At 68.9% G+C, this 12,587-nt stretch carries 12 protein-coding genes; 6 read left to right on the forward strand and 6 right to left on the reverse strand.

Annotated features, from left to right (window positions below; translation table 11 throughout):
- From F0Q34_RS01480 to F0Q34_RS01490, 3 genes are read left to right on the forward strand one after another with little or no spacing between them, the layout of a single operon-like run.
- Positions 1-1,782, forward strand: coding sequence for an IlvD/Edd family dehydratase (locus F0Q34_RS01480; protein ID WP_149810364.1), 1,782 nt, complete (start codon positions 1-3; stop codon positions 1,780-1,782).
- A 10-nt stretch (positions 1,783-1,792) separates the two neighbouring features.
- Entirely contained in the window at positions 1,793-2,542 is a 750-nt protein-coding gene (locus F0Q34_RS01485) for an SDR family oxidoreductase (RefSeq protein ID WP_149810365.1), read from the forward strand.
- A gap of 52 nt (positions 2,543-2,594) precedes the next feature.
- Positions 2,595-3,443 (forward strand): fumarylacetoacetate hydrolase family protein, encoded by an 849-nt coding sequence (locus tag F0Q34_RS01490; RefSeq protein ID WP_149810366.1) that lies wholly within the window; start codon positions 2,595-2,597, stop codon positions 3,441-3,443.
- Positions 3,444-3,480: 37 nt separating this feature from the next.
- Here F0Q34_RS01490 and F0Q34_RS01495 read toward each other — a convergent pair whose 3' ends face one another.
- From F0Q34_RS01495 to F0Q34_RS01515, 5 genes are all read right to left on the reverse strand, one after another.
- A complete protein-coding gene (locus tag F0Q34_RS01495) occupies positions 3,481-4,281 on the reverse strand; it encodes an OBAP family protein (RefSeq protein WP_174241963.1) in 801 nt (266 codons plus the stop codon).
- Positions 4,282-4,346: 65 nt separating this feature from the next.
- The gene (locus F0Q34_RS01500) at positions 4,347-5,354 is read right to left on the reverse strand and encodes an aldo/keto reductase (RefSeq protein ID WP_149810367.1); all 1,008 of its coding nucleotides are present in this window, start codon (positions 5,352-5,354) and stop codon (positions 4,347-4,349) included.
- Positions 5,355-5,453: 99 nt separating this feature from the next.
- Positions 5,454-6,986: a UxaA family hydrolase gene (locus tag F0Q34_RS01505; protein ID WP_206667935.1), complete on the reverse strand. Its 1,533-nt coding sequence runs from the start codon at positions 6,984-6,986 to the stop codon at positions 5,454-5,456.
- A 239-nt stretch (positions 6,987-7,225) separates the two neighbouring features.
- Positions 7,226-8,275 (reverse strand): calcium-binding protein, encoded by a 1,050-nt coding sequence (locus F0Q34_RS01510; RefSeq protein WP_149810368.1) that lies wholly within the window; start codon positions 8,273-8,275, stop codon positions 7,226-7,228.
- A gap of 141 nt (positions 8,276-8,416) precedes the next feature.
- Positions 8,417-9,058: a YqgE/AlgH family protein gene (locus F0Q34_RS01515; RefSeq protein WP_149810369.1), complete on the reverse strand. Its 642-nt coding sequence runs from the start codon at positions 9,056-9,058 to the stop codon at positions 8,417-8,419.
- Between the two features lie 103 nt (positions 9,059-9,161).
- Here F0Q34_RS01515 and F0Q34_RS01520 point away from each other — a divergent pair, with 103 nt between their 5' ends.
- Complete coding sequence (locus F0Q34_RS01520) at positions 9,162-9,644, forward strand: peroxiredoxin (RefSeq protein WP_149810370.1); 483 nt, start codon at positions 9,162-9,164, stop codon at positions 9,642-9,644.
- A gap of 66 nt (positions 9,645-9,710) precedes the next feature.
- Here F0Q34_RS01520 and F0Q34_RS01525 read toward each other — a convergent pair whose 3' ends face one another.
- Positions 9,711-10,334 (reverse strand): NUDIX hydrolase, encoded by a 624-nt coding sequence (locus tag F0Q34_RS01525; RefSeq protein ID WP_149810371.1) that lies wholly within the window; start codon positions 10,332-10,334, stop codon positions 9,711-9,713.
- A 120-nt stretch (positions 10,335-10,454) separates the two neighbouring features.
- Here F0Q34_RS01525 and F0Q34_RS01530 point away from each other — a divergent pair, with 120 nt between their 5' ends.
- A complete protein-coding gene (locus F0Q34_RS01530) occupies positions 10,455-10,934 on the forward strand; it encodes an SUF system Fe-S cluster assembly regulator (protein ID WP_149810372.1) in 480 nt (159 codons plus the stop codon).
- A gap of 11 nt (positions 10,935-10,945) precedes the next feature.
- On the forward strand, positions 10,946-12,445 hold the full coding sequence (gene sufB / locus F0Q34_RS01535; protein ID WP_149810373.1) for a Fe-S cluster assembly protein SufB: 1,500 nt from the start codon (positions 10,946-10,948) through the stop codon (positions 12,443-12,445).
- The last annotated feature ends 142 nt before the right edge of the window (positions 12,446-12,587 follow it).

Raw genomic sequence — 12,587 nt, forward strand, 5'->3', positions numbered from 1 at the left:
ATGGACCAGACCAAGAAGCACTTTAAGCTGCGCAGCCAGCGCTGGTTCGATGACCCGGAGGATCCGGGCATGACGGCGCTTTATATCGAGCGCTTCCTGAATTTCGGCATGACACGGGCCGAATTGCAGTCCGGCAAGCCGATCATCGGCATCGCCCAGACCGGCAGCGACATTGCCCCCTGCAACCGCCACCATCTGGCCCTGGCGGAACGCGTGAAGGCCGGCATCCGCGACGCGGGCGGCATTCCCCTCGAATTCCCGATCCATCCGATCCAGGAGACCGGCAAGCGCCCCACCGCGGCGCTGGACCGCAACCTGGCCTATCTCTCGCTGGTGGAAATCCTGCACGGCTATCCGCTGGATGGCGTGGTGCTGACCACGGGCTGCGACAAGACGACGCCTGCCTGCCTGATGGGCGCGGCCACCGTGAACATCCCGGCCATCGTGCTGTCCGGCGGCCCAATGCTGGACGGGCACTGGAAGGGGCGCCTTTCCGGCTCCGGCACCATTGTCTGGGAAGCGCGCAAGCTGCTCGCCGCCGGCGAGATCAACTATGACGGCTTCATGCAGATGGTGGCCTCCTCCGCCACCTCCGTCGGCCACTGCAACACCATGGGGACCGCGCTCTCCATGAACAGCCTGGCCGAGGCGCTGGGCATGTCGCTGCCCGGCTGCGCCTCCATCCCTGCCGCCTACCGGGAGCGCGGTCAGATGGCGCACGCCACCGGCATGCGCATCGTGGACATGGTGAAGGAGAACCTGCGTCCCTCCGACATCATGACGCGCGAGGCCTTCGAGAACACCATCGTGCTGGCCAGCGCCATCGGCGCCTCCTCCAACTGCCCGCCGCATCTGGTGGCCATCGCCCGCCACATGGGCGTGGAGCTGACCACCGAGGACTGGCAGGAGATTGGCTCCGATGTCCCGCTGCTGGTGGATTGCCAGCCAGCCGGCCGTTTCCTGGGCGAGATGTTCTATCGTGGCGGCGGCGTGCAGTCGGTGATGAAGGAGCTGGCGGATGCCGGCAAGCTCCATCTCGGCGTGAAGACTGTCACCGGCCAGACACTGGAGGAGGATTTGAAGCGCGCGCCGCTGCCGGACCGCGAGGTGATCCGCCCCTATGCCGAGCCGCTGAAGGAGCAGGCGGGCTTCGTGGTGCTGTCCGGCAACCTGTTCGAGAGCGCGGTGATGAAGGTCAGCGTCATCGACGCCGATTTCCGCAAGCGCTTCCTCTCCGACCCCGAGGATGTGTTCGAGGGCAAGGTCATCGTCTTCGAGGGGCCCGAGGACTACCACGACCGCATCGAGGATCCCGATCTGGGCGTGGACGAGCACACCGTTCTGGTGATCCGCAATTGCGGCCCAGTGGGCTATCCGGGCAGCGCCGAGGTGGTGAACATGCAGCCGCCGGGCGCCATGATCAAAGCCGGCCTCCACAGCCTGCCCACCATGGGCGACGGCCGGCAGAGCGGCACCTCCGCCTCCCCCTCCATCCTCAATGTCTCGCCGGAGGCCGCCGTCGGCGGCGGGCTGGCCCTGCTGAAGTCGGGCGACCCAATCCGCATCAACCTCAAGACCCGCAAGGTGGACGTGCTGATCCCGCCCGAGGAGCTGGAAGCCCGCCGCGCCGCCTGGACGCCGCCCAAGCTGCAGCACAAGACGCCGTGGGAGGAGATCTACCGCTCCATGGTGGGCCAGCTCGGCACGGGCGGCTGCCTGGAGCCGGCGACGCTCTACCTCAACATCCTCGAGACGCGCGGCGAGAGCCGCCACAACCATTGAGGATCGCGGCATGAGCGGAAGACTGGCCGGCAAGCACTGCTTCGTCACCGCGGCCGGCCAGGGCATCGGCCGTGCCACCGCGCTGGCCTACGCCGCCGAAGGCGCCACGGTGGTGGCGACCGACCGGGACGCGGAGAAGCTGGCCGGGCTGGAGGCGAAGGGCATCACCACCCAGGCGCTGGACGTGCTGGATGACAAGGCGGTGGTGGCCTGCATCACCGCGCACGGGCCGTTCGACGTGGTGTTCAACTGCGCCGGCTTCGTGCACCAGAACGACGTGCTGAGCTGCACCGACGAGGAATGGGATTTCGCCTTCGCGCTGAACGTCCGCGCGCAATGGAAGGTGATCCGGGCCGCGCTGCCGGGCATGCTGTCGCGCGGCGGCGGCAGCATCGTCAACATGGCCTCGGCCGCCGGCTCGGTGAAGGGCGTCGCCAACCGCTTCGTCTACGGCACGACCAAGGCCGCCGTGGTCGGCATGACCAAGAGCGTCGCCGCCGACTACGTTGCCAAGGGCATCCGCTGCAACTGCGTCTGCCCCGGCACGGTGGACACGCCCTCGCTCGGCGAGCGCATCTCCGCCAATGCCGCCGCGGCGGGCGGGGAGGCCGCGGCGCGCGCCGCCTTTGTTGGCCGGCAGGCCATGGGGCGGCTGGCCACCGCGGAGGAGATCGCCGCCCTGGTGGTCTATCTTTCCGCCCCCGAATCGGCCTTCGTGACCGCGCAGGCCGTGGTCATCGATGGCGGCTGGACCAACTGAACCGTTTTTCGAACCCGCCAATTTCCGAAACCGACCGAGGAACGCTGAACACATGAAGCTGCTGCGCTATGGACCGCCGGGCCAGGAAAAGCCGGGCCTGCTCGATGCCGATGGCCAGATCCGCGACCTGTCCGGGACGGTGCCGGACATCGCCGGCGCCGTACTGTCGCCGGACGGGCTCGCCAGGCTGGCGGCGCTGGATGCCGCCAGCCTGCCGCTGGTCGGCGGCTCCCCCCGCCTGGGCCCGCCCGTCTCGGGGATGAAGAACTTCGTCTGCATCGGGCTGAACTACGCCGACCATGCGGCGGAAACCGGCGCCTCCATCCCGAAGGAGCCGATCATCTTCCTGAAGTCCCTCGGCGCGCTGCAGGGGCCGAACGACCAAGTGGAACTGCCAAAGGCCAGCACCAAGACGGACTGGGAAGTGGAACTGGCCATCATCATCGGCCAGAAGGCGAAATACGTGCCCGAGAACAAGGCGATGGAATACGTCGCCGGCTACGCCGTCTGCAACGACGTCTCGGAGCGCGAATTCCAGATCGAGCGCGGCGGCACCTGGGACAAGGGCAAGGGGCATGACACCTTCGGCCCGCTCGGCCCCTGGCTGGTCACCCGGGACGAGGTGCCGGACCCACAGAACCTGTCCATGTTCTGCGAGGTGGATGGCCAGCGCTACCAGGACGGCTCCACCCGCACCATGATCTTCGGCGTGGCCAAGCTGGTGTCCTATGTGTCGCACTTCATGACGCTGCATCCGGGCGACGTCATCACCACCGGCACGCCGCCGGGGGTGGGCATGGGCCAGAAGCCGCCGGTCTTCCTGAAGGAAGGCCAGACCATCCGCCTCGGCATCGAGGGCCTGGGCGAGCAGCAGCAGGTCACGGTGCGGGCCGAGTTCTGAGCAGGCCGGCGCCCGGCCTTCCGCCGGGCGCGTGACTTCAGCGCCGGTTGCGCACCGGCACGGTTTGCAGCGCCAGCTGCGGCACCTGGCCCGACTGCCAGCTATTCGCGCCCTCCGCCACGGCCGGAACCGGGATGTCCTTGCGGGATTCCTGGCTTTGCTGCTTGGAAACGCCCAGGCGCTGGTCGCGCTGCTCGATGTAGCGGGCCGGCAACTGGCCTTCCGCGGTGAAGCCCATCATCAGCTGCGGCGGGCCGAGCGGCAGGGTGTCGCCGCGATCCACCTGCCAGGTGTGCCAGGTCTTGCCATAGGTGGTGGACAGGTCCCGCATCGCGGCGTTTTCCGCCACGTCCGGCAGGCCGGGCATCACCAGCTCGCCCGATGTCGTTTCATAGTGATGGCTGTGCCAGAGCTTCTTTTCCTCATCCGGCAGGGTGCGGAAAACCCGCTCGGACACGATGTATTCGATGCCGATGAGGCGGGAATCCTCGCTGTTGCCGTCGAAGATGACGCATTGGTGCAGGTCCTCGGTGAGGTGGGTGCAGAAATGATGCGCCTCCACCGGGCGGCCCATGTCGTCGGCGTAGAAGTGGAATCCGTTCAGATACATGTTCATGGCGTTCAGCGGCGCCTTGGTCTGCAGCGCCGCCGCGCCCGCGCCCAGCACCCGGCTGCGCAGGGAATTCTCCTCGCCGGTGGCGGGGCTGCCGCCATGATGCTGAACCGGCTGCGCATGGGCACGGCCGCAGGCGCAGGCGGCCACCAGGGGCGCCGCCGTGGCCACCAGCTTGCGGCCCAGGGCGCGGCGGTTCAGCAGGAAGTTGCGCAGCCGGTTCATGGCGGGTGGTCTCCCAGGATGCTGCGTCCTGAACGATCACCCGGCGGGGTTGTTGCGCCGGCTTCTCAGCCGCGCGGCCTGCGGCCCTCCAGCGGATAGGCCGGATCGTTGTAGCCTGGAGTGGAGGGATGGCCGGCGGGAACCAGGCTGTCCACCAACGCCTCGTCTTCCGGGGTGAAGCGGTAATCCAGCGCGCCGAGGTAGTCCTGCCATTGCGCCTCGGTGCGGGGGCCGGCGATCGGCGCCGTCACCAGCCGGTTGTTCAGCACCCAGGCCACGGCGAACTGCCCGGCGGTGATGCCGCGCGCCTCGGCATGGCGGCGCAGCGTCCGGGCGATCGCCAGGCTTTCCGGCCGCCATTCGGTTTCCATCATGCGGCGGTCGGCGCGGCCGGCGCGGCTGCCGGGCTCGGGCGCGGCATCGGGGGCGTATTTCCCGGTCAGCACGCCGCGCGCCAGGGGGCTGTAGGGCACGACGCCCAGGCCGTAGAAATTGCAGGCGGGAAGGTGCTCCACCTCCGGCATGCGGTTCAGCGCGTTGTAATAGGGCTGGCTGACCACGGGGCGGTCGATGCCGGCCTCGTCGCACAGGCGGCAGATCTCGGCGATGCGCCAGCCGCGATGGTTGGACACGCCGAAATGGCGGATCTTGCCGGCGCGCAGCAGCTCGGCCATGGCATGCACCGTCTCGGCCAGCGGCGTCGCGTGATCCTCCTTGTGCCAGTAGAGGATGTCGATGCTGTCGGTGCCAAGCCGCCTCAGGCTGTCTTCGGTGGCCAGGATGCAGTGGCGCCGGGACAGGCCCCGGTCATTGGGGCCGGGCCCCACGGGATTGCCCAGCTTGGTGGCCAGCACCCAATGGCCCCGGTGGGCCCTGATGGCGCGTCCGGTCACTTCCTCCGACCGGCCGCCATTATAGGCATTGGCGGTGTCGATGAAGTTGATGCCGCGGTCGCGCGCACCGTCGATGATGCGGGCGGCGGTGGCCTCATCCGTCGCCTCGCCGAACATCATGGTGCCGAGGCAGAGCGGCGACACCTTCAGCCCGCTGCGACCGAGATTGCGGTATTCCATGGCTGCCTCCCTGCAAGCGCCGTCATGGTGGCGACGAAGCCAGGTGCCATCCAGTCCAGGCGGGACGTTGAGCGGAAAGCGGCGGCCAGGGCCGGGCGGTCACATGGTGGCGCCGATCGGCCAGGGCGCGAACTCGGCCGCGCCGAAATCGAAGCTCTCGCTCTTGGAGCGCTCGCCCGAGGCCACCCGCAGGATCAGCTGGAAGATGCGCTCCCCGCATTCCTGCACGCTTTCGCGGCCGGACAGGATGGTGCCGCAATTCACGTCCATGTCCTCCTCCATGCGCTCATACATGGCGGAGTTGGTGGCCAGCTTGATGGAGGGCGCCGGCTTGCAGCCGAACACGCTGCCGCGCCCCGTGGTGAAGCACACCAGGTTGGCGCCGCCCGCCACCTGGCCCGTGGCCGCCACCGGGTCGTAGCCCGGCGTGTCCATGAAGACGAAGCCCTTCTCCGTCACCGGCTCGGCGTAGTTGTAGACGGCGGTGAGGTTGGTGGTGCCGGCCTTGGCCATGGCGCCGAGCGACTTCTCCAGGATGGTGGTCAGCCCGCCCGCCTTGTTGCCGGGGGAGGGGTTGCTGTTCAGCTCCGCCTCGCCCTTGGCCGCGTAGTCCTCCCACCAGCGCATCAGCGACACCAGCTTCTCCCCCACCTCGCGGGAGGTGGCGCGGCGGGTCAGCAGGTGCTCGGCGCCATAGGTCTCGGGCGTCTCGGAGAGGATCACGGTGCCGCCATGCCGCACCAGCAGGTCGGAGGCATGGCCGAGCGCGGGGTTGGCGCTGATGCCGGAATAGCCGTCCGAGCCGCCGCATTGCAGGGCGAGGGTCAGGTGGCTGGCCGGCACGGGCTGACGGTGCACCTGGTTGGCTTCCTCCAGCACCTCCTTCACGAAGGCGATGCCGGCTTCCACCGTCTTGCGGGTGCCGCCCATGGACTGGATGTCCATGTTGCGCAGCCGCCCGGCGAGGTTCTGCTCCTCCAGCAGGCCGGAGATCTGGTTGACCTCGCAGCCCAGGCCGATGGCGATGACATGGCTGAAATTGACGTGGCGGGCATAGCCGGCGAGCGTCCGGCGCAGGATGCGCAGGCCCTCATTGTCGCCCATGCCGCAGCCGGTCTTGTGGGTCAGGGCCACCACGCCGTCCACATTGGGGAACTCGGCCAGCGGGTCGGTGCCGGTGAAGGGGTTGCGCTTGAAGGCATCGGCGATCATCGAGGCGACATGGGCCGAGCAGTTCACGCTGGTGACGATGCCGATGTAGTTGCGCGTGGCGACGCGCCCATCCGGCCGCACGATGCCCATGAAGGTGGCGGGCTCGGGCACGTAGAGCGTGGGCTTGGCGTCCACGCCCCAGGCATAGTCCTTCTCGAAATCACCCATGCCGCAATTGTCGGTGTGGACCCAGTCGCCAGGGGCAATCGGCTTGGTGGCGAAGCCGATGATCTGGCCATAGCGGCGCACCGCCTCGCCCGGCGAATGGGCCTTCACCGCGACCTTGTGACCGGGGGGGATGCGCGCGCTGGTGGCGATGCCGGGAGCGACGGCGCTGCCTTCCGCGACGGCCCGGCGGGCGATCAGCACCGTGTCATCCGGGTGCAGGCGGATGAAGGGTGCGTCGGCGATGGCGTCCATGTGTGTTGTTCCTCCGTGGGCTGCGGGCGGTTCCGGCGCGGCGAGGGGTGCGCGGGCTGCCCGGCTTTCCGTGATCTTGTCCTACAGCAACTTCGTCGCCGCGGCACCTGTTCTCCCGCCGGCCGCCGGTCCCCTGCCCGAAGTTCGCGGCCCACCCACGGACGCAGCGGACCAGCAGGCCGCTGAAAGCCAAGACTGGTCCCCTGATCCCGAAGGTGAGGGGTTTCGCGATCGGGAGGCTAGACAAAGACGATGTCCAGCGGCGCGTCGCTGCTGGTGTTCAGGGCACCCACATAGCCCCGCAGCGTCACGGTTCCATCCCCGAGGGTGATCACCGTCGAGCCATCCTCCACCCGGGCTTCCAGCCGGTGCGGCACGAGGATGGGCAGGAACTCGAACCGCAGCACATCTCCGCCGCGGCCGTAATCCAGGATGACGTCATGGCCATTGCTGCTGTCGCCGGCGACCACGAAGATGTCCGCTCCCCCGCCGCCCGTCAGACGGTCATTTCCGCCCGTGGCGCCCCACCAGATGGTTTCGGCATCGCCATGCAGGATGTCGTTCCCGTCGCCGCCGAACAGGCTGTCATCCCCGGCCCGGGGCGCCTGGGCCCCTTCCGGGGAGGTGATGACCGACAGGGTGCGGGCATCGCCGAACAGGATGTCATCGCCATCCCGGCCGAACAGCACGTCATCGCCGCCACAAACGGCGCCGCTCATGGCGACGGCGTCGCCGAAGATCTCGTCGACCCCGCCGGCGCCGCGGATAATGTCGTCGCCGCCACGCGCCTCGCCTTCCAGGGCGCCGGCATCGCCATGGGCGTGGTTCATAACGCCGCGATCCTCCAGCAGGATCAGGTCATCGCCGCCGCGGCTTTGCCCGGACATGCCCCAGGCATCCCCCCAGGCCGCGTCCGCCCCGCCGAAGATCACGTCATGGCCGCCGCGCGCCTGGTCCGTCATGACGCGGGCATCGCCATAGATCAGCGACCAGCCGCCGCCGAAATCGTCAAGCACGTCATTCCCGCCGCGCGACCGGCCGGACATGGTGTCCGCGTCGCCATAAAGCTGGTCGTAGAAGGCGGGACCGCCGATCAGGTGGTCGTCACCGCCGCGCGCCCGGCCGGTCAGGCCAAAGGCATCGCCATAGAGCCTGTCGACGCCGGGGCCACCATCGATGCGGTCATGGCCGCCCCGACCGGAGGCGAGGGTGCCGGGCGTGTCGCCGAACAGGACGTCATCGCCGTCCGTGCCCATGATCCTGCCGGGGAAGGATTTGCGCGCTGCCATGCGGACCTCCTGTCCGATCTGGGCTGCGGCGCGGGAGTTCGCGATGCGCGGCCGGCCGGCCGGCCCGGGGCGGGATTATCCTCCCCCTCGCAGGGTGGCGGGATCAAACTCCTGTGCGGGACGCGTAGGGCACGGGCCGCCTCAGGCGTGGCCGGCGCTGGCCGACAGCAGCAGGGGGTCGATGCGCATCTTGGCCAGGGCCTGGCGCCACATGGTGTCGGGGATACCGCCGAACAGCAGCGCCTCGTCGGCCGGCACGTTCAGCCAGGCATTGCGCTGGATCTCGCTTTCCAGCTGGCCGGGCCCCCAGCCGGCATAGCCCAGGGCCAGCAGGCCTTCCCGAGGGCCGCCGCCGCCGGCGATCGCTTTCAGGATGTCGACGCTGGCGGTCAGGGCCAGATCGCCCGTGACCTTGAGGCTGCCTTCGCTGGACCAGTCGGTGGTGTGCAGCACGAAGCCGCGCCCGCCTTCCACCGGGCCGCCGGCCAGCAGGCGGATCTGGCGCTGCGGCGGCAGCGGCTCCACCTCCAGCTGCTTCAGCAGGTCCTCGAAGGACAGGCTGTCGAGCGGCTTGTTCAGCACGATCCCCATGGCGCCATCCGCCGAATGGGCGCAAACGCAGATCACCGACTGCGCGAAGCGGGGGTCCTGCATGGAAGGCATGGCGATCAGGAGCTGGCCGCCCAGATAGCTCGACGGCAGGGCGGAAAGATCCGCGCCCGCCTCCCGGGCGGCGGTCCGGAAGCTGTCGGGGAGTTCGTCCTCGCGTGCGCGTCGTGCCATGATGATGAGAACATGGCGGGCCTGGGGGGTGGGTGCAAGCGTCCCGGTTGACACTTCGGCCGCCACGGTGAAAAGCCGGAAGCCTCACAATGGAGCGCACCCGATGCCCATCCAGGCTGGCGACACCATCCCCACCACGACCCTGACCGAAGCCACGGCCGAAGGCCCGCGCGAATTGTCCACCGATGCCCTGTTCGGTGGCAAGACGGTGGTGCTGTTCGGCGTGCCGGGCGCCTTCACCCCCACCTGCTCCGCCAAGCACCTGCCCAGCTTCCTGGAGAGCGCCGAGGCGCTGAAGGCCAAGGGCGTGGACACCATCGCCTGCATGGCGGTGAACGATGCCTTCGTGCTGCGCGCCTGGGCCAAGGAGCAGGGCATCACGAATGAAGTCGTGATGCTGGCCGATGGCGCCGCCGCCTTTACCAAGGCGCTGGGCCTGGAGCTGGACCTGACCGCGCGCGGCATGGGCGTGCGCTGCCAGCGCTTCGCCCTGGTGGCTAAGGACGGCAAGGTGACGCATGTCGGCGTCGAGCAGCCCGGCGCCTTCGAGGTGTCGAGCGGTCAGGCGATCCTGGCGGCGATCTGACGAACCGGCGCCGGGTCCACACGGCCCGGCGCCCGCCTCTCCCGCCCGGCTTTCCGGGCGGGTGGATCAGGAGCAGGCCTGTTCCGGCTCCCGGCGCTCATGGCCGCGGAAGCAGATCAGCCCCCGGCCATGGCGAAGCTCGGGCGGCGTGGCCAGCCATTCCTCCAGCTCGCCCAGCACCTTGGCCGTGATCGGTGCCAGCGGCAGGGCGCGCGTCGCCGCCACTTCCCGCCAGGCCAGATCCTCCAGCTCCCCCGAACCAGCCAGGGTGCCGACCGCGACCTCGGCGGGGGCGAGCAGGAAGCGGGCATTGAAGCGGATCGGCCGACGCGGCGGCGTCACGGCGCGGCAAAGATAATCCAGCCGGTCCAGATGCGGCGCCGGGCCGCCCAGGCGCAGCCCGGTTTCCTCCTCCAGCTCCCGCGCCGCGGCGATGGCCAGGGCACGGGCGAGGCTGGGCGGGGCCCGGCGCATCAGGGCGGCGCGCGTTTCCGGCCGCAACTCGGTGGCGGCGGGCGCGACGCGGTCGGTGAAATCCACCCGCCCGCCGGGAAACACCAGACGGCTGGGCATGAAGCGGTGCCCGGCGGCGCGCAGCCCCATCAGCACCTCGGTCCCGCCGGAGCGGGACTGGCGCCACAGGATCAGGCTGGCGGCGTGGCGGGGATGAACAAAGCGGGACGTGGCCATGCCTCAACTTGGCACCCTCGGGCGCCGCCGAAAAGTGGCAGGCCAGAGTTGACAATGGCGGGGCGCAGGCTCATTTGCCCGAAGCGGACAACACAGGTCCGGTTTGGAGGATTGTTCCGCGTGTTGCGGTTGTCGAAGCTGACCGATTACGCCGTCGTGGTGCTGGCCCGGCTGGCCCTGCCGGATGGCGAGCCGCCCAACGCCGTGTCGCAGACCGCGCCCGCCATCGCCGCCGCCACCGGCATCGCCGAGCCCACCGTGGCCAAGGTGCTGAAGGCCCTGGCCCATGCCGGGCTGGTGGAAGGCCGGCGCGGGTCCGGCGGCGGCTACCGCCTGTCGCGCCCGCTGGCCGCCATGACGCTGCCGGAAGTGATCGCCGCCATCGATGGTCCGGTGGCCCTGACCGCCTGCGTCGATGGCGCCGCCGGCCAGTGCGAGGCCGAAACGCTTTGCCCCGTGCGGGGCCGCTGGGACCGGGTCAACCGCGCCGTCCTGGCCGCCCTGTCCGACATAACCCTGGACGAGTTGGCGATGCTCCCTGCGCCGCCTGCCCGTCGAACTGCCCTGCCGGCTTCGCCGGCCCACCTGCCTGCCGAGTAGGGGACATCTGAATGCCTGCCATTACCGAAACCATCGACACCGTCGCCGCCGTCACCTCGGGCACCTACAAGTACGGGTTCGAGACCGAGATCGACATGGAGTTCGCCCCCAAGGGGCTGAACGAGGACATTGTCCGCTTCATCTCGGCCAAGAAGAACGAGCCGGAATGGCTGCTGGCCTGGCGCCTGAAGGCCTTCGCGCTGTGGAAGACCATGGAGGAGCCGCGCTGGCCCGCCGTGCAGTACCCGCCGATCGACTATCAGGACGCCTATTACTACGCCGCGCCGGTGAAGAAGCAGGGCCCGAAGTCGCTGGACGAGGTCGATCCCGAGCTGCTGCGCACCTATGAGAAGCTTGGCATCCCGCTGAAGGAGCAGGCCATCCTGGCGGGCGTCGAGGGCGCGGGCGACACGCCGGCCGAGGGCGGCCGCATGCCCATCGCCGTGGACGCCGTGTTCGACAGCGTCTCGGTCGCCACCTCCTACAAGGAGCGCCTGGCCAAGGAGGGCATCATCTTCTGCGCCATCTCCGAGGCGGTGCAGGAACATCCGGAGCTGGTGAAGCGGTATCTCGGCACCGTGGTGCCGCAGGGCGACAATTTCTTCGCCGCGCTGAACTCGGCGGTCTTCACCGACGGGTCCTTCGTGTACATCCCGAAGGGCGTGCGCTGCCCGATGGAGCTGTCCACCTATTTCCGCATCAACGCCAAGAGCACCGGCCAGTTCGAGCGGACGCTGATCATCGCCGAGGAAGGCGCCAGCGTTTCCTATCTGGAAGGCTGCACCGCGCCGATGCGCGACGAGAACCAGCTGCACGCCGCGGTGGTGGAGCTGATCGCGCTGGACGACGCTTCCATCAAGTACAGCACGGTGCAGAACTGGTATCCGGGCGACGAGAATGGCGTCGGCGGCATCTACAACTTCGTGACGAAGCGCGGCGCCTGCCGCGGCAAGCGCTCCAAGATCTCCTGGACGCAGGTGGAGACGGGCTCCTCGATCACCTGGAAGTATCCCTCCTGCATCCTGCAGGGCGATGACAGCGTGGGCGAGTTCTACTCGGTGGCCATCACCAACAACCGCCAGCAGGCCGATACGGGCACCAAGATGATCCATATCGGGCGCAACACGCGCTCGACCATCGTGTCCAAGGGCATCAGCGCCGGGAAGGGCCAGAACACCTATCGCGGCCTGGTCAAGATCCTGCCGAAGGCGTCGGGCGCGCGGAACTTCACCCAGTGCGACAGCCTGCTGATCGGCGACCAGTGCGGCGCGCACACCGTGCCCTATATCGAGAACCGCTGCATCAGCGCCAAGGTGGAGCACGAGGCGACGACCTCCCGCATCGCTGAGGACCAGCTCTTCTACTGCCGCCAGCGCGGCCTGTCGGAAGAGGACGCAGTGGGCCTCATCGTCAACGGCTTCTGCCGCGAGGTGCTGAAGGAGCTGCCGATGGAGTTCGCGGTGGAGGCGCAGAAGCTGCTGCAGATCAGCCTCGAAGGCTCGGTCGGCTGAGGGTTCGCGCTGGAGGGCGGTGACGCCCGGAAGCGCGATCCGGCTTCACGGACAGGAATCATCCGGGCGCGACGCGCCCACTGCAATGCATGAAGGAAGCGGCGCCCTGCCAGCGCTGCCTCCGAGGACGGAATCGGAAGAA

The organism is Teichococcus oryzae (assembly GCF_008386565.1).
GTDB lineage: Bacteria > Pseudomonadota > Alphaproteobacteria > Acetobacterales > Acetobacteraceae > Pseudoroseomonas > Pseudoroseomonas oryzae.